This is a genomic window from Pseudomonas sp. AC242 (assembly GCF_979258655.1).
The window spans coordinates 581,372-601,777 of the sequence record NZ_OZ409873.1 but is presented as its reverse complement, the minus strand read 5'-3'; the positions used below and the strand labels follow the sequence as shown (position 1 = coordinate 601,777).

The 20,406-nt window shown below is 59.1% G+C and carries 19 protein-coding genes; 11 read left to right on the top strand and 8 right to left on the bottom strand.

Annotated features, from left to right (window positions below):
- The first annotated feature begins 225 nt into the window (after positions 1 to 225).
- Both mprF and ACZZ0A_RS02690 read left to right on the top strand, forming a co-directional pair.
- Positions 226 to 2,865, top strand: coding sequence for a bifunctional lysylphosphatidylglycerol flippase/synthetase MprF (mprF, locus tag ACZZ0A_RS02695; RefSeq protein WP_095113866.1), 2,640 nt, complete (start codon positions 226 to 228; stop codon positions 2,863 to 2,865).
- The gene (locus ACZZ0A_RS02690; RefSeq protein ID WP_095126537.1) at positions 2,865 to 4,160 is read left to right on the top strand and encodes a virulence factor family protein; all 1,296 of its coding nucleotides are present in this window, start codon (positions 2,865 to 2,867) and stop codon (positions 4,158 to 4,160) included. Before mprF ends, ACZZ0A_RS02690 begins: the two co-directional genes overlap by 1 nt.
- Before the next feature lie 878 nt (positions 4,161 to 5,038).
- Here ACZZ0A_RS02690 and ACZZ0A_RS02685 read toward each other — a convergent pair.
- On the bottom strand, positions 5,039 to 5,737 hold the full coding sequence (locus tag ACZZ0A_RS02685; protein ID WP_007918643.1) for a nucleotidyl transferase AbiEii/AbiGii toxin family protein: 699 nt from the start codon (positions 5,735 to 5,737) through the stop codon (positions 5,039 to 5,041).
- A 1-nt stretch (position 5,738) separates the two neighbouring features.
- The gene (locus tag ACZZ0A_RS02680; protein WP_007918645.1) at positions 5,739 to 6,506 is read right to left on the bottom strand and encodes a hypothetical protein; all 768 of its coding nucleotides are present in this window, start codon (positions 6,504 to 6,506) and stop codon (positions 5,739 to 5,741) included.
- 640 nt (positions 6,507 to 7,146) lie between these two features.
- Between ACZZ0A_RS02680 and ACZZ0A_RS02675 the strand changes: the two genes are divergently transcribed.
- Positions 7,147 to 7,485, top strand: a complete 339-nt coding sequence (locus ACZZ0A_RS02675; RefSeq protein ID WP_007918647.1) for a DUF3077 domain-containing protein — start codon at positions 7,147 to 7,149, stop codon at positions 7,483 to 7,485.
- 68 nt (positions 7,486 to 7,553) lie between these two features.
- Here the strand turns inward: ACZZ0A_RS02675 and ACZZ0A_RS02670 are convergent, their stop codons facing one another.
- Positions 7,554 to 9,395, bottom strand: a complete 1,842-nt coding sequence (locus ACZZ0A_RS02670; RefSeq protein WP_371857960.1) for a potassium transporter Kup — start codon at positions 9,393 to 9,395, stop codon at positions 7,554 to 7,556.
- Between the two features lie 349 nt (positions 9,396 to 9,744).
- Between ACZZ0A_RS02670 and rimO the strand changes: the two genes are divergently transcribed.
- From rimO to tsaA, 6 genes are all read left to right on the top strand, one after another.
- Positions 9,745 to 11,082 carry a 30S ribosomal protein S12 methylthiotransferase RimO gene (rimO, locus tag ACZZ0A_RS02665; RefSeq protein WP_123374629.1) on the top strand — a complete coding sequence of 446 codons (1,338 nt, stop codon included), beginning with the start codon at positions 9,745 to 9,747 and terminating at the stop codon, positions 11,080 to 11,082.
- 436 nt (positions 11,083 to 11,518) lie between these two features.
- Positions 11,519 to 11,992 carry a GNAT family N-acetyltransferase gene (locus ACZZ0A_RS02660; RefSeq protein WP_463542483.1) on the top strand — a complete coding sequence of 158 codons (474 nt, stop codon included), beginning with the start codon at positions 11,519 to 11,521 and terminating at the stop codon, positions 11,990 to 11,992.
- A 189-nt stretch (positions 11,993 to 12,181) separates the two neighbouring features.
- The gene (locus tag ACZZ0A_RS02655; protein ID WP_042704893.1) at positions 12,182 to 12,892 is read left to right on the top strand and encodes an rRNA pseudouridine synthase; all 711 of its coding nucleotides are present in this window, start codon (positions 12,182 to 12,184) and stop codon (positions 12,890 to 12,892) included.
- A gap of 72 nt (positions 12,893 to 12,964) precedes the next feature.
- Positions 12,965 to 13,435, top strand: coding sequence for a YehS family protein (locus tag ACZZ0A_RS02650; RefSeq protein WP_007908719.1), 471 nt, complete (start codon positions 12,965 to 12,967; stop codon positions 13,433 to 13,435).
- A gap of 129 nt (positions 13,436 to 13,564) precedes the next feature.
- Positions 13,565 to 14,335 carry an SDR family oxidoreductase gene (locus ACZZ0A_RS02645; RefSeq protein WP_463542482.1) on the top strand — a complete coding sequence of 257 codons (771 nt, stop codon included), beginning with the start codon at positions 13,565 to 13,567 and terminating at the stop codon, positions 14,333 to 14,335.
- A 175-nt stretch (positions 14,336 to 14,510) separates the two neighbouring features.
- Positions 14,511 to 15,218, top strand: a complete 708-nt coding sequence (gene tsaA / locus ACZZ0A_RS02640; RefSeq protein WP_463542481.1) for a tRNA (N6-threonylcarbamoyladenosine(37)-N6)-methyltransferase TrmO — start codon at positions 14,511 to 14,513, stop codon at positions 15,216 to 15,218.
- A gap of 158 nt (positions 15,219 to 15,376) precedes the next feature.
- Here the strand turns inward: tsaA and fpr are convergent, their stop codons facing one another.
- On the bottom strand, positions 15,377 to 16,156 hold the full coding sequence (gene fpr / locus ACZZ0A_RS02635; RefSeq protein WP_007908723.1) for a ferredoxin-NADP reductase: 780 nt from the start codon (positions 16,154 to 16,156) through the stop codon (positions 15,377 to 15,379).
- A 133-nt stretch (positions 16,157 to 16,289) separates the two neighbouring features.
- On the opposite strand from fpr, the gene ACZZ0A_RS02630 reads away from it, so the two are divergent.
- A complete protein-coding gene (locus tag ACZZ0A_RS02630; protein WP_007908725.1) occupies positions 16,290 to 17,216 on the top strand; it encodes a LysR family transcriptional regulator in 927 nt (308 codons plus the stop codon).
- Here ACZZ0A_RS02630 and ACZZ0A_RS02625 read toward each other — a convergent pair.
- The 3 genes from ACZZ0A_RS02625 to ACZZ0A_RS02615 all read right to left on the bottom strand — a co-directional run bounded on the left by ACZZ0A_RS02625 (position 17,213) and on the right by ACZZ0A_RS02615 (position 19,273).
- Positions 17,213 to 17,575, bottom strand: a complete 363-nt coding sequence (locus tag ACZZ0A_RS02625) for a diacylglycerol kinase (protein WP_095188899.1) — start codon at positions 17,573 to 17,575, stop codon at positions 17,213 to 17,215. The genes ACZZ0A_RS02630 and ACZZ0A_RS02625 overlap by 4 nt on opposite strands.
- A gap of 74 nt (positions 17,576 to 17,649) precedes the next feature.
- Positions 17,650 to 18,300, bottom strand: coding sequence for a response regulator transcription factor ErdR (erdR, locus tag ACZZ0A_RS02620; RefSeq protein WP_007908734.1), 651 nt, complete (start codon positions 18,298 to 18,300; stop codon positions 17,650 to 17,652).
- Positions 18,301 to 18,523: 223 nt separating this feature from the next.
- The gene (locus ACZZ0A_RS02615; RefSeq protein ID WP_007908736.1) at positions 18,524 to 19,273 is read right to left on the bottom strand and encodes a tRNA-uridine aminocarboxypropyltransferase; all 750 of its coding nucleotides are present in this window, start codon (positions 19,271 to 19,273) and stop codon (positions 18,524 to 18,526) included.
- A 186-nt stretch (positions 19,274 to 19,459) separates the two neighbouring features.
- Between ACZZ0A_RS02615 and ACZZ0A_RS02610 the strand changes: the two genes are divergently transcribed.
- Positions 19,460 to 19,885, top strand: a complete 426-nt coding sequence (locus ACZZ0A_RS02610) for a PA3611 family quorum-sensing-regulated virulence factor (protein WP_007908738.1) — start codon at positions 19,460 to 19,462, stop codon at positions 19,883 to 19,885.
- Here ACZZ0A_RS02610 and ACZZ0A_RS02605 read toward each other — a convergent pair whose 3' ends face one another.
- Entirely contained in the window at positions 19,886 to 20,080 is a 195-nt protein-coding gene (locus ACZZ0A_RS02605; RefSeq protein ID WP_007908740.1) for a hypothetical protein, read from the bottom strand.
- Positions 20,081 to 20,406 lie beyond the last annotated feature (326 nt).

Sequence of the window (20,406 nt, the reverse complement as noted above, 5' to 3'; positions counted from 1 at the left end):
TCCTTTCGCAACAATGATCTGTCACTGTGCAGTGAACCGCTTGGGATCTTCAGAAGTGCTGAGTTGCGACTATGCTTGAGTCGCAGGCCAGGCCTCTGCAATCCAGGAACTGCCCTCGCCGATACCCGGTGAGAGGCGTAGTATTTTGTGATTATTTTTTTCTACAGGGATTGGTAACTTGGCTGGATACCTCCATCCTGTCGCGCACAATCCAAGAGGTGATTGATGCGCGCCAACTCGTCTGATCCACAAGACACCGTCACAGCGGAACACCCGATCAAACCCGAGCGTCTGCGCTTGCTGGATCGGTTGAGCAAATACCGACAACCGATTGGTCTGGCGGTGACTTTGCTGCTGTTTGCCATTGCGCTGATTGCCTGTCGTCATCTGCTCGCCGAACTCGATCTCGATGCGCTGCACGACTCGATTCTCGACGTACCGAAACCCGCGCTGATCGGCGCCTTCGCTGCGACCGTGGTCGGTTTCATTATTCTGCTCGGCTACGAATGGTCGGCCAGTCGCTATGCCGGCGTGACCTTGCCACCGCGCACATTGGCGCTGGGCGGATTCACCGCGTTTGCGATTGGCAATGCAATCGGTCTGTCGCTGCTGTCCGGCGGCTCGGTTCGCTACCGTTTATATGCTCGACTGGGTCTGGGGGCGTCGGAAGTCGCGCACATGACCTTGTTCGCCAGTCTGTCGCTGGGTTGCGCCTTGCCGCCGCTGGCTGCACTGGCAACGCTGAGTGACCTGCCTGCTGCCTCTCAGGCGCTGGGGTTGTCCGAAGGCCTGCTCGGCACAGTGGCCGCTGTCGTGCTGTTGCTTGGCGCAGTACTGGCTATCGGCATCTACCGTCGGCGCCTGCCGGAACAACCGTTGCGCGACAACCTGCTGGTCAGGGTTGGCCGCCGCACGCTGCGCTTGCCGGGTCGGCGCCTGACGTTCCTGCAACTGATCATTACCGCCCTCGACGTTGCGGCTGCCGCCACTGTCCTTTATCTGTTGCTGCCGGAAGCGCCACCGTTTGGTGCGTTCCTGCTGGTGTACCTGCTGGCATTGGCTGCCGGCGTACTCAGCCACGTCCCCGGCGGCGTCGGTGTGTTCGAAGCGATCCTGCTGGCCGCTTTCGCCGATACTCTTGGTGCCGCACCACTGGCCGCGGCGTTGCTGCTGTATCGCTTGATCTATGTGGTGCTGCCGCTGCTGGTCGCCTGTGTATTCCTGCTGATCAACGAAGGTCAGCGCCTGTTTCAGACTCAGACCATGCGCGCGGCGTCTGGTCTGGCGGCACCGATTCTGGCGGTGCTGGTGTTCTTGTCCGGTGTGGTGCTGCTGTTTTCCGGCGCCACGCCCGAGATCGACACACGTCTGGAACACATTGGTTTTCTGATCCCGCACAGGCTGGTCGACGCGTCGCACTTCGGCGCCAGCCTGATCGGCGTGCTCTGCCTGATGCTCGCTCAGGGCCTGCGTCGTCGCCTGTCGGCGGCGTGGATGCTCACCACCATTCTGTTGCTGGTTGGCGCGCTGCTCTCGCTGCTTAAAGGCTTCGACTGGGAAGAAGCAACGCTGATGACCCTGACGGCTGCGCTGCTCGGTGTGTTCCGTCGCTCGTTCTATCGCCCGAGTCGCCTGACCGAACTGCCCTTCTCGCCGCTGTATCTGGTGGCCAGCCTGTGCGTCCTCGGTGCCTCGACGTGGTTGCTGCTGTTCGCCTATCAAGACGTACCGTACAGCCATCAACTGTGGTGGCAGTTCACCCTCGACGCTGACGCGCCACGCGGCCTGCGTTCGCTGCTCGGCGCTGCGGTGCTGTTGCTGGTAATCGCGCTGACCTGGCTGCTGCGCACCGCACGCCCGGTCATTCACCTGCCGACGCCTGACGAACTTGATCGTGCGGCGAAAATCCTGATGGCGTCGTCGCAACCCGACGGTGGCCTGGCGCTAACCGGTGACAAGGCACTGCTGTTTCACCAGAACGACGAAGCGTTCCTGATGTACGCGCGCCGTGGCCGCAGTCTGGTGGCGCTGTACGACCCGATCGGCCCTGGCCAGCAACGCGCCGAGATGATCTGGCAGTTCCGCGACCTCTGCGACATTCACCACGCCCGCCCGGTGTTCTACCAGGTGCGCGCGGAGAACCTGCCGTACTACATGGACATCGGCCTGACCGCGATCAAACTGGGCGAAGAAGCCCGGGTCGATCTGCATCGCTTTGACCTGGAAGCCAAGGGCAAAGAGATGAAGGACCTGCGTTACACCTGGAACCGTGGCACCCGCGACGGTCTGTCGCTGGAAATCCATGAGCCGGGTCAGGCGCCGATGGACGAGCTGAAAGTGATTTCCGATGCATGGCTGACCGGCAAGAACGTGCGTGAGAAAGGCTTCTCCCTCGGCCGTTTCAGCGACGATTACCTGAAGCATTTCCGCATCGCAGTGATTCGCTTCGAAGGCCGCCCGGTGGCGTTCGCCAACCTGCTCGAGACTTACAGCCATGATCTGGCCAGCCTCGACCTGATGCGCGCGCACCCGGACGCCCCCAAGCTGACCATGGAATTCATGATGGTCGGCCTGATTCAACACTATAAGAGTCACGGATACGCGCGCTTCAGCCTGGGCATGGTGCCGTTGTCGGGGTTGCAACCCCGGCGTGGTGCACCGCTGACCCAGCGTCTGGGCTCGATGGTTTTCCGCCGTGGTGAGCAGCTGTACAACTTCCAAGGCTTGCGCCGCTTCAAAGACAAGTTCCAGCCTGACTGGGAACCCCGTTATATGGCCGTGCCCGCCGGACTCGATCCGCTGGTGGCGCTGGCCGATACTGCTGCCCTGATCGCGGGCGGCTTGACTGGATTGGTGAAACGCTGATGATTCAACGCTCCCTGAAGTACATCCTGGCCGCACTGATCGTGCTGGCCGTGATTGCCGGCGGCGGTTTCTGGTACCTCAAACGTCCGGCACCAGAACCGACGCTCGAACCTGTTACGGCGGCAGACGGCACCGTTTTGACCCGCGTCATCCCCGGCACCAAACCCAAGGCGCAGGTGCTGGTCGCGGTCAACGACGACCAGAAACTCTCTGAAAAACAACTGACCACCCTGAGCCGCAGCGCCTCGGCGCAAATCGTTCAGGTGATTCTGCCCAAGGACTGCCTGCTGCAAAGCCGCGCCCTGCAAACCGGTCTGCGCGAACTGAACGGCCCGGCTACGCTGGTCAGCGGTATCGGCCCCGGCGCGGTATTGGCCTGGCGTTGGTTGTCCGAGCAAAAGGACGACAAGGCCCAAGCGATTTCCGTGGACCTGGCGCTGGAAAAACCTGGCTGCACTCACCTGTTGCCGAAATCCGCCGCGCATGGTCACTGGCTGGTGGCATGGAACGACAACCCGGATGATGCCAGCGCGGGTTTTGTACGCGATCAGCCGAACGCCGAAACCAGCATCAGCGACTACGACATCAACCTGCCGCAAGTGCTGAACAACGAACTGCGCAAGATCCTCGTCGGCGGCGACAAGGCCAACGGCGGTCTGGCGATCCCGGTGGTTGAAGTGCCGGCCGGCCAAGCGAAAGACACCGTGACCCTGTTCCTCTCCGGTGACGGCGGCTGGCGCGACCTCGACCGCGACGTGGCCGGTGAAATGGCCAAGATCGGCTACCCGGTGGTCGGCATCGACACCCTGCGCTACTACTGGCAGCACAAGAGCCCGGAGCAAAGCGCGCTCGACCTGACCGAACTGATGCAGCACTACCGGCAGAAATGGGGCACCAAACGCTTCATCCTCACCGGTTACTCGTTCGGCGCTGACGTCCTGCCAGCGATCTACAATCGCCTGCCTGAAACCGAGCAGCAACGCGTCGACGCAATCATCCTGTTGGCCTTCGCCCGCACCGGCAGCTTCGAAATCGAAGTCGAAGGCTGGCTGGGCAACGCTGGCAAAGAAGCCGCCACCGGCCCGGAAATGGCCAAACTGCCAGCGGCCAAGGTTGTGTGCATCTATGGTGAAGAAGAGACGGATGAAAGCGGTTGCACGGACAAGACTGCAGTGGGTGAAGCGGTGAAACTGCCAGGCGGCCACCACTTCGACGAGAACTATCCGGCGCTGGCCAAGCGTTTGGTGGATTTGATCGAGAAGCGTCAGAGCAAGGACTCGGTCGCCGAAGAGTGATCTGAGCCACGCCCACAAAAAGCCCCCGCAACTTCGCAGTTGCGGGGGCTTTTTACATTCAGCAGCCACGAAAATCCCCTGTGGGAGCGAGCCTGCTCGCGAAAGCGGTGGGTCAGTTTACAGATTCGTCGACTGACACTACGTCTTCGCGAGCAGGCTCGCTCCCACAGGGGTATTGGGCTGGATTCAGACAACCCGTCAGTCTCGCTGGCCAAGCTGGACATCTATCCACGTGACATCATCGTCGCCAACGCTAAAGTAGCTATCCCGCGCCGCCAACAAACTGCTTTGCTGCACTTGCGTCAAGTCCGCCCAAAAGCCATCAGTGACAAACACCAAGCGCTCAACAGCGTCCAGTGCACAACAAACAAAGTCAGGGTTCGGGACCCGATTGATCTTCAAGCATCGTGTTACCGAATTTCGCGCCGGGTCTTGTGCCAATTCACAGTGCGAACGGTCGCGCCGCCAATTGGCCTTGCAGTGAGGTGGCGTAATCCACTCGATGGCTCCCGCCAGCGGCACAATCCCGCATGAACAGTCACCTTCGTACGCAACGGCGAGTCGGCCATGAGCTACCAAGCCAATCAGGTAACAGATGGCTCCCGCCTGATCAGCAGGCAACGACGCATGAAAATCCGACAGTATTGAACCCAATAGACGCTCAACAGCTGCGGGGTCTGCAGGATAGCCCCCCTGCTCCATCTGTGTGGAATGAGCCGCCAACATGCCGCTTACGAAGCTTTCAGCCAGCTGTCCACTGCCGCGCCTGGAAGTGCCATCCGCGACAACAAAAAACCCACTGTCACCTTCACAGGTAGCTCCGGCATAGTCATTATTTGCCCTGCTGGCTTGCCCAGTGATTGATCGGGAGTGGTATCTCATGCGCTGGCCAGCGCTTTCAAACGCCGGTGAATAATCTGCCCTCTGCCTGGATTCGCCTGCACCGAGCCTGAACTTTCGATCACATAGCCAACCCCGTCGAGCGCCATCAGTTTGTGGATTCCATCTGTGACGAACGCCTTAAGGTCGCTGTCAGCCTGGCCCACCTCCTCCAACAGCTCAGGCCGACCATCGATCAAGATGATCATGTCCTCGACATCCTTGTGATAAGGATCACCATTTCCGCGACCGGCGAAAGCTTCCAGTTTCGTCGCGAGAAAATATGTGGGCTGGAATATCTGGATGACAGTGCCGCTGGGTAGGGTGAATTTATCCGCCCTCGCCAGCCCCTCGACGAACCAGCGGTTGGCATAGCCGAGCACTGCAGGGTCGGAAGGCATGACATCCACAACAACGTCATTGAAGCGAAAACGACAATTGACCTCGTCCTCACCGGTGATCTTGAATCCCTTGGCAGCCAGCCGTTCAGTGAGTTGGTTCCAGGCGCTGATACCGGCCAACTCGATCACTAGATCAACGTCATCAGTGAAACGAATGTCGTCCAGCACTGCTGTATCTGTAACCAGCATGGCGGTTGTGCAACCGCCAACAAAAGCAACTTCGGCGAGAAACGCCTCGCCCAAGCCTTCAGCCACGAACTCAATAAGTTCGTAGTTGTGATCCGCGTTTGACGACATGTTATTTAAGCCCCATCCCTGCCTTCAGAATACTGATTGCCACACCACACTCACGCGGACCACCCAGACGGATTGCATCAGCGAGCGCCAGATAGTGGTAAAGGATCCGGTCTTTTTTCACCGCTTCCGGCACTGTTTTGTAAAGCGGCTCTATCGCTTGGCCTCGCTCGGTTCCATGCGCATCCGGCCAGACCGGAATCAAACCACCCGCACTCTTGATGCTTTTGGACAGCGCGGGTGCCGCAAAGCCTGTGGGTATGCCACGAACCATCGCGCCAGGCTTGACCGGGAAGAAGTACTTCAGCGCGTGCTCGGTAATTTTCAGCAGTTCCCGGCGGTGCACTTTGGCAAGCCCGGTATCGTAGTCATGAATGAGCAATCCAGATTCCCGGCACCGGGCGAGAGCATTTGAGACTTCGCTTTTGCTCAGCCCGAGAGAGGCGGACAGCGCACGCAGAGAGTAGCGGTCGCTCCAACTTGTCAGCGGTGGATCAGATGCTGGTTCCGCCCATCCCTCCCAGCCTGGCCCATCAGCGAAAGGCGAATCGAATTCGCGGCGCTGGAAGAGTGTGTCTTCCCCATCAGTGGAATAGGTGACCAATGGCTTCCCCACACTCGCCCCAGCGGTCATTCGGCTGACGACATAAGGCCTGAGCAGCTCTTCGACCCTGTCCGAATTCGACTCGGCCTCCATCTCCCCCAAGAGATTCTCTTCCTGAGCATGGAGACTGGCCATTTTGAACAAAAGCAAAATATCTTGACTCTTCATTTAGTTCAAAACCTCAAGTGTCCACATTCCATAAAACGTGGACACTTGTCTCACTGCCGAGGCCGGGTCGTCAAGCCCTTGGGTCGATCACTAATCGCTGCATACCTTGCCCGCATATCGTCATGGCTGATTGCGTGGGCCAAATCAAAGATGAGCAGTCGTTCACTGGCCTTCTTTTCGATCCGAAGGTCCTTTGGTTCATCCTGTAATTCTTGTTCCGCTGATGCCGTCATACGTACCTGAATGCTTTGCACACGTCGGTTCGTGCGTGACGTTTAGTATCGTTTACTTCCAGTCTCGCAATATCGGATGACGCCCACAGACCTTGTAGGCAAACTCCGAAACTCGTGTTGGGGCGCTTTGCCGCTCTATTGCGCTGTTTTTCGACGGGATACTCTCCGGATGTCGCTGACCCATTCAGCGATCGGGTGTGGTAACCCGGTTAGGCAAAGTGCAACAGTGCCTCCATCACGACATCAGGCGTTCTTTTACGCCTGTAATTTACTGTCATGGCAGCTGTACGTGGGAGACCTTCGGGTCTGCCGGTTTCTTTGCTCTCCCGGTTTACCACCCTGCGTACAGCTGCCACCCATTCGTGTGGTAACGAATGCGGCAGCTCCTCGTTTTAGGGAGCAAAACAATGAGCAAAGAAATTCCGTCAACGCCTTCAGACCTTACAACCATCGGCTTCACCCCTTTCCTCTACCACTCGGATCAAGCGTTCTTCAACGTCCGCGCCGGCATCCCGATCATCGATGCCTTGTCCCAATCCTCCGACCTGCTATCCCTCGCAAAATCCTTCGCCGAGGACGCTGCCTTCATCAAAGACACCGATCGCCATGCCTGGGCCGCGCATTACCTGACGGTGATGGGCAAAGCCTTGATTGATGATGTGATTCAGGCGTTGATGCCACGACCTGCGCGGACGAAGACCGAGTCTGAAGCAGAGATACCTGAAGGCTGCGATCTTTTGATCTGAAGTTGCCGCCCACAAAAAAGCCCCCGCCAGCCACTAGGCTGACGGGGGCTTTTCAGTTGAAGCGAGGCTTACATTTCTACCTGCGTGCCGAGTTCAATCACCCGGTTCAGCGGCAGATTGAAGAAGCGCAAGTTGCCGTTGGCATTCTTCAACATGAACGCAAACAGCGCCTCACGCCAACGCGCCATGCCCTCAAGTTTCGAGGCAATCACCGTTTCGCGGCTGAGGAAGTAGGTCGTGCGCATCGGGCTGAAGTCCAGATCATCGAGATGACACAGCTTCAGCGCCTGCGGCACGTCCGGCTCGTCGGTGAAGCCGAAGTGCAGGATCACCCGGAAGAAGCCTTCGCCGTGGGCCTCGACTTCGAAGCGTCGCGATGGCGGTACACGCGGGATGTCTTCGTAGACCACCGTCAGCAACACCACTTGCTCATGCAACACCTGGTTATGCAGCAGGTTGTGCAACAGCGCGTGCGGCACGGCGTCGGAGCGCGCGGTGAGGAACACAGCGGTGCCCTGCACGCGATGCGGTGGTTGCACGCGGATGCTGCTGATAAAGATCGGCAGCGGCAGTGCGCCTTCGTCGAGGCGATCGACGAGCAACTGCTTACCGCGTTTCCAGGTGGTCATCAGCACAAACAGCGCGATACCGGCGATCACGGGGAAGGCACCGCCCTGAACGATCTTCGGCACGTTGGCGGCGAAGTACAGACCATCCACCAGCAGGAAGCCGATCAGCACCGGCACCGCGAGGATCGGCGGCCATTTCCACAGCAGCAGCATCACTGCCGACACCAGAATGGTGGTCATCAGCATGGTGCCCGTCACCGCCACGCCATAGGCCGAGGCCAGTGCGCCAGAGGATTCGAAACCGAGCACCAACAGGACCACGCCGACCATCAGCGCCCAGTTCACCGCACCAATATAGATCTGGCCCTGCTCATCGCTGGAGGTGTGCTGGATGTACATGCGCGGGATGTATCCGAGCTGAATCGCCTGACGGGTCAGGGAGAATGCACCGGAAATCACCGCTTGCGAGGCAATCACCGTGGCCAGGGTCGACAGACCGACCAGCGGAATCAACGCCCAGCTCGGCGCCAGCAGATAGAACGGGTTACGCGCCGCTTCCGGGTTTTCCAGCAACAAAGCGCCCTGCCCGAAGTAGTTGAGCACCAGCGCCGGCAACACCAGGATGAACCACGCCCGGGCAATCGGCTTGCGGCCAAAGTGGCCCATGTCGGCGTACAGCGCTTCGGCACCGGTCAGCGCCAGCACTACGGCACCGAGAATCGCTACGCCCATGCCCGGATGAACGACGAAGAAATTCACCGCCCAGATCGGGTTCATCGCATGTAACACTTCTGGCGCGTGGCTGATGCCATACACACCGAGGGCGCCGAGGACGAGGAACCAGGTGACCATGATCGGCCCGAACAGAATGCCGATCCGCGCCGTACCGTGTTTCTGAATCAGAAACAGCGCCACCAGCACCACCAGCGACAACGGCACGACCCAATGGTCGATACCATCAAACGCCAGCCCCAGACCTTCAATCGCCGACAGTACGGAAATCGCCGGGGTGATCATGCTGTCGCCATAAAACAGCGCCGCGCCGATCAGTCCGCACACCACCAGCAACGAGCGCAGCTTCTTGCGATGCCCCGCCGCCCGCCGTGCCAGTGCGGTGAGCGCCATGATGCCGCCCTCGCCCTGGTTGTCGGCGCGCAGCACGAACATCATGTATTTGATCGACACGACCCAGATCAGCGACCAGAAGATCAACGACAGAATACCCAGCACGCCATCGTGATTGACCGATACGCCGTAAGCGCCGGAAAACACTTCTTTGAGGGTGTACAGCGGGCTCGTGCCGATGTCGCCGTAAACCACCCCGACCGCCGCGACCAGCATGCTCAGCGGCTTGGAGGCCGAACCCTCGGCGCCTGCCGCATGACTACTTGCCTGACCCATCCAACACTCCTACTTCTCAGAACCGGCTTCTTGAATGAAGCACTATGCTTTGTGGTGCAGCATGCGCTGTTTTACCTGTTGTTACAGACGTTTTGTTGACTGTAAAAAATTGGTAAAGCTCAACGGCGCGAAGCATAGCGCAGCACTCGTCGTATTTCCCTGCATAAAGCTGGTCAACTGCGTTGCCCGCCGCTAGAATTGCGCACTTTTTGATCAGAGGCGCGCCCTAAGCGCCCATCCGTCGGCTTTCGCACCAAGAAAGCGATGTCACAAAATACCGAGGTTAGACATGTCCACCACTCCTGCGCCGGCCAATCCGAAGGTTGGCTTTGTATCTCTGGGTTGCCCGAAAGCACTGGTCGACTCCGAGCGCATCCTGACCCAGCTGCGCATGGAAGGTTATGACGTGGTGTCCACCTATCAGGACGCCGACGTTGTAGTCGTCAACACCTGCGGTTTCATCGATTCGGCCAAGGCTGAGTCGCTGGAAGTGATCGGCGAAGCGATCAAGGAAAACGGCAAGGTGATCGTCACCGGTTGCATGGGCGTGGAAGAAGGCAACATCCGCAACGTGCACCCGAGCGTGCTGGCCGTGACCGGTCCGCAGCAGTACGAGCAAGTGGTCAATGCTGTGCACGAAGTGGTGCCGCCGCGTCAGGATCACAACCCGCTGATCGACCTGGTGCCGCCGCAAGGCATCAAGCTGACCCCGCGCCACTACGCCTACCTGAAGATTTCCGAAGGCTGCAACCACAGCTGCTCCTTCTGCATCATCCCGTCGATGCGCGGCAAACTGGTCAGCCGTCCGGTCGGTGATGTGTTGGACGAAGCTCAGCGCCTGGTCAAATCCGGCGTTAAAGAGTTGCTGGTGATCTCGCAAGACACCAGCGCCTACGGCGTTGACGTGAAATACCGCACCGGTTTCTGGAACGGCGCGCCGGTGAAAACCCGCATGACCGAACTCTGCGAAGCGCTGAGCACCCTCGGCGTCTGGGTGCGTCTGCACTACGTTTACCCGTACCCGCACGTCGACGAGCTGATCCCGCTGATGGCCGCCGGCAAGATCCTGCCGTACCTGGACATCCCGTTCCAGCACGCCAGCCCGAAAGTGTTGAAGTCGATGAAACGCCCGGCCTTCGAAGACAAGACACTGGCGCGGATCAATAACTGGCGCGAAATCTGCCCGGACCTGATCATCCGTTCGACCTTCATCGTCGGCTTCCCGGGCGAAACCGAAGAAGACTTCCAGTACCTGTTGAACTGGCTGACCGAAGCCCAGCTCGACCGCGTCGGCTGTTTCCAGTACTCGCCGGTAGACGGCGCGCCAGCCAATGATCTGGATCTGGAGATCGTTCCGGACGAGGTCAAGCAGGATCGTTGGGATCGCTTCATGGCGCACCAGCAAGCGATCAGCTCGGCCCGCCTGCAAATGCGCATCGGCCGTGAGATTGAAGTGCTGGTCGATGAAGTCGACGAGCAAGGCGCGGTTGGCCGCTGCTTCTTCGATGCCCCGGAAATCGATGGCAACGTGTTTATTGATAACGGCAGCAATTTGAAGCCGGGCGATAAGGTCTGGTGCAAAGTGACTGACGCTGACGAATACGACCTGTGGGCTGAGCAGATCTGATCTGAAGATCAAAAGCCCCTCACCCCAGCCCTCTCCCAGAGGGAGAGGGAGCTGACCGTGTTGTTCTTTCGAGGTACATCGACCTGAGCTATCCGGTCGAACTCAGGTTTGAAAAGCACGAAGTTCAGCTCCCTTCCCCCTCGCCCTCTCTGGGGGAGAGGGGACTGATCGAGGTGCTCTTCAGAATGACGGCGACTTGAAATATCGAGTCGAACTCAGCTTCTGAACAGCACGAAGATCAGCTCCCTTCCCCCTCGCCCCCTCTGGGGGAGAGGGTTGGGGTGAGGGGGAGAGATCTTGCTGGCGACAGAAATAGCCAGCCAGACACCGCAATAAATACGGAAAGCCCCGCTCTTTTTACGAGATGCGGGGCTTTTTTACGGCTATCGTTTAGCGGGGGACGGACTCCCTTGAAACGGACAAGAGGCAGACGGGCATGCGTCACCATTCGGTCATCCACACGCCGAAACTCAGCGATTACCAGGAACTGACCCGGGTCTGGGAGGCCTCGGTTCGCGCGACACATGATTTTCTGCCGGACAGCTATATCGAGCTGCTGCGCAATCTGGTGCTCACCCGCTATCTCGATGCAGTAATGCTGATCTGCACCAAGGACGCCAATCAGCGCATCACGGGGTTTGCCGGTGTCGCGGCGGGCAAGATTGAAATGCTGTTCATCGATCCCGACCACCGCGGTAAGGGTTTGGGCAAGAAACTGCTCGACTACGCGATGCAGCACCTGAATGCTGATGAACTCGACGTCAACGAACAGAATCCGCAGGCACTGGGGTTTTACTTCAAGCAGGGTTTTGAAGTGATCGGCCGCTCGGAGGTGGATGGCATGGGCCAGCCGTATCCGTTGCTGCATATGCGGTTGCGTCAGAACCAGCAGCGCTCCAGTAACGGCTGACACACCATGGCCCCCTGGGGGAGCTGGCTTGCCAGCGATGCAGACGCCTCGGTCTGACAGATGCACCGAGGTGATGCCATCGCTGGCAAGCCAGCTCCCACAGGGAATACGGACACCGTGAAAATGGAACCGGACTTAACCGGCGCCACACAGGTACAATGCCCACCCCTTTTTTGTTACGGCCCTGTCATGACTGACCCGATTCGCCTCTCCAAACGCCTCATTGAACTGGTCGGTTGCTCCCGCCGGGAGGCCGAGCTGTTCATTGAGGGCGGCTGGGTCACCGTGGACGGCGAAGTGATTGACGAGCCGCAATTCAAGGTCGGCGACCAGAAGGTCGAGCTCGACAAGGACGCCAAGGCCACCGCACCGGAGCCGGTAACCATCCTGCTCAACGCGCCGGCCGGTATGGACGTCGAGACTGCCATGCAGTCGCTCAGCGCCGAAACCCTCAGCGAAGAGCACCGTTTCAGCAAGCGCCCGTTGCGCGGGCACTTCCTGCGCCTGACCGCCAGCGCCGACTTGCAAGCCAAGGCCAGCGGCCTGCTGGTGTTCACTCAGGACTGGAAAATCCTCCGCAAGCTCACCGCCGACGCCGCGAAGATCGAGCAGGAATACGTGGTCGAGGTCGAAGGTGACATGGTCGCTCACGGCCTCAACCGTTTGCAGCACGGCCTGACCCACAAGGGCAAGGAGCTGCCGCCGGTCAAGGCCAGCTGGCAGAACGAAAACCGTCTGCGTTTCGCCATGAAAAATCCGCAGCCCGGCATCATCGCCCAGTTCTGCGAAGCGGTCGGCCTGAAGGTCATCGGCATCCGCCGCATCCGTATCGGCGGTGTCTCGATCGGCAAAGTCCCGGTCGGCCAATGGCGCTACCTGTCCGGCAAAGAGAAGTTCTAAGACTTCCACTGCCGCCACACATTCCGGTAGCGCGCCCGCGTGCTGCCCACAACGCTTATCAGGATGACTCACATGATTCATAACGACGTATTGCGCAGCGTGCGCTACATGCTCGACATCAGCGACAAGAAGGTTGTCGAGATCATCAAACTCGGCGGCATGGAAGTCGCGCTCGCCGACGTGGTGACCTGGCTCGACAAGAAAGAAGAAGACGAAGAAGGTTTCGTGCGCTGCCCGGACGAAGTCATCGCGCACTTCCTCGACGGTCTGGTGATCTTCAAGCGTGGCAAGGACGAAAGCCGTCCGCCGCAGCCGATCGAAGTGCCGGTGACCAACAACATCATTCTGAAAAAACTGCGCGTGGCCTTCGAATTGAAAGAAGACGACATGCACGCGATTCTCAAGGCTGCCGAGTTCCCGGTGTCCAAGCCTGAGCTGAGCGCACTGTTCCGCAAAGTTGGTCACACCAACTATCGCCCGTGCGGCGACCAGTTGCTGCGCAACTTCCTCAAGGGTCTGACCCTGCGCGTTCGCCCGGCCTGATCCCCTTCTGCGGTGGCGACTGATGGTCGCCGCCGCAACGCATGATTGTTCATTCCCTCCAGAAATAATGGCTCCGCTTCGTGCGGCTGACGACTAGGGTGTACTGATCCCTAATCCTCAGGACTCGCCATGCACCCGTATTTCTCCCTGCAAGGCCGCACCGCTCTGGTGACCGGCGGCACCCGTGGTATCGGCAAGATGATCGCCAAGGCCTTTGTCGAGGCTGGTGCCCGCGTCTATGTCTGCTCGCGCGATGCCGAAGCCTGCCATCAAACGGCTGAAGAACTCAGTGCCCTGGGCAAATGTCATGGCATCGCCGCGAATCTGGCGACGGAAGAAGGCGTACAGGAGCTGGCCGCGCGCCTGGGTGAGCAGATCACGCATCTGGATATTCTGGTGAACAACGCCGGCACTACTTGGGGCGCGCCGCTGGAGAGCTATCCGGTCAAGGGCTGGGAGAAGGTCATGCAGCTCAACGTGACGTCGGTGTTCAGTTGCATCCAGCAATTTCTGCCGCTGTTGCGCAAGGCTGGCTCAGCGGCGAATCCGGCGCGGATTATCAACATTGGTTCGGTGGCGGGGATTTCTTCGTTTGGTGAGCAGGCGTACGCCTACGGGCCGAGTAAAGCCGCCCTGCATCAATTGTCGCGGATTCTGGCGCGGGAGCTGGTGAGCCAGCACATCAACGTCAATGTGATTGCGCCGGGGCGGTTTCCGAGCAAGATGACTCAGCATATTGGTAATGATGAGAAGGCGCTGGCTGAGGATTCGGCTTTGATTCCGATGAAGCGTTGGGGGCGGGAGGAAGAGATGGCGGCGCTGGCGATCAGTCTGGCAAGTACGGCTGGGGCTTATATGACCGGGAATATTATTCCGCTGGATGGCGGGTTCAGTCTCTGAGATCGGCGGTGCGGCTTCGCTGGCAAGCCAGCTCCCACAGGTTTTTTTTGGTGTACCTGGATTATGTGGCCACTCGATAACCCTGTGGGAGCCGGCTTGCCAGCGATGGCGGCCGCCCGACCACCACCAGACTTGAGGGCTGTCGGGTTATCATGCCCACCCTGCCCCGCTTCGAATGCAAACCATGACTTACAGCGTCTCCCCCATCGGCTTCGTGCGCTCCTGCTTCAAGGAGAAATTCGCCATCCCACGCCAGCCACAACTGGCCCCCGCCGCCCGTGGCGTGCTGGAACTGGTGGCGCCGTTCGATCAGGGTGACGCCGTGCAGGGTCTGGAACAGGTCAGCCATGTCTGGCTGCTGTTCCTTTTCCATCAGGCGCTCGAAGATAAGCCGCGCCTGAAAGTCCGCCCTCCACGCTTGGGCGGCAACAAGTCCATGGGCGTGTTCGCCACCCGCGCGACTCACCGGCCGAACGGCATCGGTCAGTCAGTGGTGAAACTGGACAAGGTCGAAGCCCATCGGCTGTTCATCTCCGGGATCGACTTGCTCGACGGCACGCCGATTCTCGACATCAAACCCTACGTGCCTTACGCCGACATCATTCCCGAAGCTTCCAACAGCATCGCCAGTGCAGCACCGCAGCTGATTGACGTGCAGTGGACGGACTCAGCACTGAAACAGGCGCACACACACGCTCAGCGCCTTGGCGAACCCTTGGTTGAACTGATTAAACAGTGCCTGGCGCAGGATCCGCGCCCGGCCTATCAAACCCCGGTGCCTGAGCGTGAATATGGCGCACAGTTCTGGGATCTGGACGTGCGCTGGCATTACCCGACACCGGAGCAGATCCGCGTGCTGGAAGTCATTCCTGCCGGGGCCTGACCCCGGAAACGAAAAAGCCCGCGCTGCCTTCACAGGCAACGCGGGCTTTTTGCTTTTCTGTAGGAGTGAGCCTGCTCGCGATAGGGCCGTGTCAGTCGACATCCATCTTGACTGATCCATCGCTATCGCGAGCAGGCTCACTCCTACAGTTTTGGGGATTACTTCTCGACGAACGCACGCTCGATCAGGTAATCACCCGGCTCGCGCATCCGCGCCGAGATCTTCAGGCCGAAGCTGTCGAGCACTTCGCTGGTCTCGTCGAGCATGCTCGGGCTGCCGCAGATCATCGCGCGGTCGTCCTGCGGGTTGATCGGAGGCAGGCCGATGTCGCTGAACAGCTTGCCGCTGCGCATCAGGTCGGTCAGACGGCCCTGATTCTCGAAAGGCTCGCGGGTCACGGTCGGGTAGTAGATCAGCTTGTCACGCAGCGCTTCGCCGAAGAACTCGTTCTGTGGCAGGTGCTCGGTGATGAATTCGCGGTAGGCGACTTCGTTGACGTAACGCACGCCGTGGACCAGGATCACTTTTTCAAAGCGCTCGTAGGTTTCCGGGTCCTGAATGACGCTCATGAACGGCGCCAGGCCAGTGCCGGTGCTCAGCAGATACAGGTGCTTGCCCGGGTTCAGGTCGTCCAGCACCAGGGTGCCGGTAGGCTTCTTCGAGATGATGATCTCGTCGCCTTCCTTCAAGTGCTGCAGTTGCGAAGTCAGCGGGCCGTCCTGCACCTTGATGCTGAAGAACTCCAGATGCTCTTCCCAGTTCGGACTGGCGATCGAGTAAGCGCGCATAAGCGGGCGGCCGTTGGGCTGTTGCAGGCCGATCATCACGAACTGACCGTTCTCGAAGCGCAGACCCGGATCGCGGGTGCACTTGAAGCTGAACAGAGTGTCGTTCCAGTGATGAACACTGAGGACACGCTCGTGGTTCATGTTGCTCATGTACGTTTGACTCCTGGAGATTGGGTCTGCGCTGGCTTTTGAAGGCGACGGTGCGCAATTGCATCGCATTCTAATAGCGACGACAATATCTGTTAACTGGATTATTAAGATAAGGGTTATCGGTTATATCGATATGCGATTTACTCTCCGTCAACTGCAAGTCTTCGTCGCCGTCGCCCAGCAGGAAAGCGTATCCCGTGCTGCGGGTCTGCTCAACCTCTCGCAGTCGGCCGCGAGCACCTCGATCACCGAGCTCGAGCGCCAATCCAGCTGCCAGCTGTTCGACCGCGCCGGCAAACGGCTGAGCCTCAACGCCCTCGGCAAACAGCTGTTGCCACAAGCGGTGGCGCTGCTCGATCAGGCCAAGGAAATCGAAGACCTGCTCAACGGCAAATCCGGTTTCGGCTCGCTGTCGGTGGGCGCAACGCTGACCATCGGCAATTACCTGGCGACGCTGCTGATCGGCAGTTTCATGCAACGCCACCCGGAAAGTCAGGTGAAGCTGCACGTGCAGAACACTGCCAATATCGTGCAGCAAGTCGCCCATTACGAAATTGATCTGGGTCTAATCGAAGGCGATTGCAGCCACCCGGATATCGAAGTGCAGAGCTGGGTTGAAGATGAGCTGGTGGTGTTCTGCGCGCCGCAGCATCCACTGGCCCAACGCGGTACGGCGACCATGGAGGAGCTGACGCACGAGGCATGGATTCTGCGCGAACAGGGTTCCGGCACGCGGCTGACCTTCGATCAGGCCATGCGTCACCATCGCAGTGCGCTGAATATTCGTCTGGAGCTGGAACACACCGAAGCGATCAAACGCGCGGTGGAATCAGGACTGGGGATTGGCTGCATCTCGCGGCTGGCGCTGCGTGACGCGTTCCGACGCGGCAGCTTGGTGCCGGTGGAGACGCCGGACCTGGATCTGGCCCGACAGTTTTACTTCATCTGGCACAAGCAGAAGTACCAGACTTCGGCCATGCGCGAATTTCTCGAGCTGTGCCGCGCTTTCACCGCCGGGGTGCAGCGCAGCGACGAGATCGTTTTGCCGACAATCGCTTAAAGCAGAACCACTGCCCACACCAGCGCAATCATGCTCAGTGCGACGAATTGTGCGGCGCTGCCCATGTCCTTGGCGTTCTTCGACAGCGGGTGCAGCTCCAGCGAAATGCGGTCGATGGCCGCTTCCACCGCCGAATTCAGCAACTCGACGATCAGCGCCAGCAGGCACACGGCAATCAACAGTGCCTGCTCAACGCGGCTGACATTGAGGAAGAACGTCAGCGGAATCAGCACCACATTGAGCAGTACCAATTGGCGAAAGGCTGCTTCACCGGTGAAGGCTGCGCGCAGGCCGTCCAGCGAGTAACCGGAGGCGTTGAGGATGCGTTTCAGGCCGGTCTGGCCCTTGAAAGGTGACATAAAGTAGAAACCAACCAAAAAGGAGTGGGAAAGCTAGAGCAACAAAAGTCAAAAAAGCGTGAAGACGCCAGCCTTTATTGGCTCGGAATTGACTCAAGTTGTTGCAGCAGTAAAGCCGCTTGCGTACGAGTGCGCACATTCAGCTTGCGAAAGATCGCCGTGACGTGGGCCTTGATGGTCGCTTCCGACACACTCAGCTCATAGGCAATCTGCTTGTTCAGCAGGCCTTCGCAGACCATGGTCAAGACGCGGAACTGCTGCGGGGTCAGGCTGGCGAGACCATCGCTGGCGGCTTTGGCTTCATCGGAAACGGCGACTGCCTCGAACGCCTGCGGCGGCCAGAAAACATCGCCATCGAGCACTTTGCGCACGGCCTCCTGAATCACGCTGAGGTCGCTGGACTTGGGGATAAAACCACTGGCGCCGAACTCACGGGATTTGACCATCACCGAAGCTTCTTCCTGCGCCGAAACCATCACCACCGGAATCTGCGGGTACTGCCCGCGCAGCATGACCAAACCGGAAAACCCGAAAGCGCCGGGCATGTTCAGGTCCAGCAGGACCAGATCCCAGTCAGCCTTTTCGGTCAGGCGAGATTCCAGCTCGGCGATGCTCGCCACTTCTACCAGCCGGACGTCCGGGCCAAGGCCCAGCGTCACCGCTTGATGCAGGGCGCTACGAAACAGAGGGTGGTCATCGGCAATCAGGATGTCGTATGTGGCCATTTTTCAAATGATCCTGTTTTTGATGGCAGACCCGGTGCATTCCGGTCTGGCCAAAGCAACTCAAGATGCCGCTTGAAAGCGGTATCTACAGGGGCACGTTCAACGCCAATCAACAGCAAACACGGCGTTTCAAACCTTGGCCGCACCCCAATCGGCGCCAAGCATGCCCAGCGAAGACGGGGTGGTCAAGCAGCACGGCCGCTGGCTTGTACAGTATGGGCCACTATTGGGCCAACTCCGGCTGCGGCTTTCGTATATAGGGCAACAACTCGGCGTGAGCCGGCGTTGACTCATTCATGTCCAGTTGCTGTTTGGCGCCCAGATAATGCTGGCTGAACACGTCAAAATAGGCGTCCAGCGCAGAGGCGGCGTCGCTGTCACCAGCCAGTTCCAGGCACAATGCCGCGACTTCGGCGGTGCACAGGTGCTCGCTGCGGGTCGAACGGCGCAAGCGGTAACGCGAGAGTTTGTCGGGCAGCAGACTGAGAATCGGCAAGCGATCAAAATACGGGCTCTTGCGGAAAATCTTCCGCGCTTCGGTCCAGGTCGCATCCAGCAGAATGAACAACGGGCGCTTGCTGCTATCGATCGCGACAGTATTGGTCACTCGCGACGGCTCGACGTATTCGCCGGGAAACACCAGATACGGTTGCCATTGCGGATCATTGAGCAGCGCCAGCATCTGCGGATCAGGCTCGGTACGCGACCAGATAAACGCATGGTTATCGCGCACCACGTCGGCAATCAGCCAACCGGTGTTGCTCGGTTTGAACACTTCCTTGCCGGTCATGATCAGGCACACGCCCGATCGGGTTTCGACACTCGGACGCCAGGCGCACAAACAATGGCTGATGATCACCCGGCAGTCGCGGCAACGCTCGGAGCGAAAGCCACGGGCCTGAATCGGCTTGATGCCCTCGTCCTCGCGCTGATCGCGCAAGCGGGCTACGGCGTTGGGGGCATGATGGGTCACGGGCAACGCCTTACGGCAGGAAAACTCGACACGCACAGCACTCGGCAAGGCTATAAAGGCGGGCAGTTTACCAGAGCGGCGAGTGCAAACCTGTACCGTCCCGACCGGCTCCCCTATAATCCGGCGCCACTGAACGCACAGCCACAGGGCTGGTCGAACCACCAGTCACTGAATCAGGAGAGTTTCATGCTGCGCCTTATCGTTCCTACCGCTGCCATTCTGCTGGCGTCGTCCTTCACCGCTCAGGCTGCATCCCTGAGTGAGCAGAATCTGAACCGAGAGCTGCGCAACGTCGCCGCCCAGAGCAGCGTCGGCACGCCTCGGGCAATCAATGAAGACATTCTTGATCAAGGCTACACCGTTGAAGGCACTCAGTTGATCAACCACCTGAGCGTACAGAAGAGCCACGCCGACAAAATGCGCGCTGACCCTAAAGCCGTGTATTTCCAGTTGGGCGCCTCGGTATGCAACAACCCGTCGTACCGCAAGCTGATGGCCAAGGGCGCGATCATGCGTTACGACTTTACGGAAGTGAAAACCAACAAAGCGATCGGCTCCGCCAGCTATCAGGAATCGGATTGCCCGAAAGCCGCCCCGGCGAAGAAGAAGTAACTATCGCGAATTGGCGCGCCGCTGTTCATCCTCGGCGCGCAGTTCAGCCAGCAAAGCCTGTAAATAGTGCGAACGACGCTCGCCACCCGCCAACCGCCGGCAGCACTCCTCTTCGAGACTGAGTTGATTGGTCTCGGCTGATGCCTTCAACATCCGATACAACTGCGTATCGATCTCCAGAATCACTCTGGCCATGTGTCCCGCCTCCTTGCCACCCGCAAATCCTTGAATCGCGTGCACCTTGCGTACGGTTATTGACCTAAAGCTGTCGTAAGGCGCCTGTACGTTAGTTAATCAGAGGGTTTGCCATTCGGTGCACGTTCGGACGAGCGGTGAAGCAACGCGCGGAAAATCAACAAACGATTGCCAGCCAAAACTTTACGGCGCAATGATCAAGTCAGCGCAAATGCGCGCAAGGGTCTAGATTCAGAGTATTCCCGATCATTTTTCAACGGCAGACAAGGAACTGCCGATCGTGTGTTTTTTGCAGCGCGGCACTGACGCCGCTCGTCAGGGCCATC

Excerpts from the sequence above, each read along its gene's own strand:
- mprF (WP_095113866.1), top strand. The coding sequence starts at position 226 with ATGCGCGCCAACTCGTCTGATCCACAAGACACCGTCACAGCGGAACAC.
- ACZZ0A_RS02690 (WP_095126537.1), top strand. The coding sequence starts at position 2,865 with ATGATTCAACGCTCCCTGAAGTACATCCTGGCCGCACTGATCGTGCTG.
- ACZZ0A_RS02685 (WP_007918643.1), bottom strand. The coding sequence starts at position 5,737 with ATGTCGTCAAACGCGGATCACAACTACGAACTTATTGAGTTCGTGGCT.
- ACZZ0A_RS02680 (WP_007918645.1), bottom strand. The coding sequence starts at position 6,506 with ATGAAGAGTCAAGATATTTTGCTTTTGTTCAAAATGGCCAGTCTCCAT.
- ACZZ0A_RS02675 (WP_007918647.1), top strand. The coding sequence starts at position 7,147 with ATGAGCAAAGAAATTCCGTCAACGCCTTCAGACCTTACAACCATCGGC.
- ACZZ0A_RS02670 (WP_371857960.1), bottom strand. The coding sequence starts at position 9,395 with ATGCTGGTCGCGGCGGTCGGGGTGGTTTACGGCGACATCGGCACGAGC.
- rimO (WP_123374629.1), top strand. The coding sequence starts at position 9,745 with ATGTCCACCACTCCTGCGCCGGCCAATCCGAAGGTTGGCTTTGTATCT.
- ACZZ0A_RS02660 (WP_463542483.1), top strand. The coding sequence starts at position 11,519 with ATGCGTCACCATTCGGTCATCCACACGCCGAAACTCAGCGATTACCAG.
- ACZZ0A_RS02655 (WP_042704893.1), top strand. The coding sequence starts at position 12,182 with ATGACTGACCCGATTCGCCTCTCCAAACGCCTCATTGAACTGGTCGGT.
- ACZZ0A_RS02650 (WP_007908719.1), top strand. The coding sequence starts at position 12,965 with ATGATTCATAACGACGTATTGCGCAGCGTGCGCTACATGCTCGACATC.
- ACZZ0A_RS02645 (WP_463542482.1), top strand. The coding sequence starts at position 13,565 with ATGCACCCGTATTTCTCCCTGCAAGGCCGCACCGCTCTGGTGACCGGC.
- tsaA (WP_463542481.1), top strand. The coding sequence starts at position 14,511 with ATGCAAACCATGACTTACAGCGTCTCCCCCATCGGCTTCGTGCGCTCC.
- fpr (WP_007908723.1), bottom strand. The coding sequence starts at position 16,156 with ATGAGCAACATGAACCACGAGCGTGTCCTCAGTGTTCATCACTGGAAC.
- ACZZ0A_RS02630 (WP_007908725.1), top strand. The coding sequence starts at position 16,290 with ATGCGATTTACTCTCCGTCAACTGCAAGTCTTCGTCGCCGTCGCCCAG.
- ACZZ0A_RS02625 (WP_095188899.1), bottom strand. The coding sequence starts at position 17,575 with ATGTCACCTTTCAAGGGCCAGACCGGCCTGAAACGCATCCTCAACGCC.
- erdR (WP_007908734.1), bottom strand. The coding sequence starts at position 18,300 with ATGGCCACATACGACATCCTGATTGCCGATGACCACCCTCTGTTTCGT.
- ACZZ0A_RS02610 (WP_007908738.1), top strand. The coding sequence starts at position 19,460 with ATGCTGCGCCTTATCGTTCCTACCGCTGCCATTCTGCTGGCGTCGTCC.
- ACZZ0A_RS02605 (WP_007908740.1), bottom strand. The coding sequence starts at position 20,080 with ATGGCCAGAGTGATTCTGGAGATCGATACGCAGTTGTATCGGATGTTG.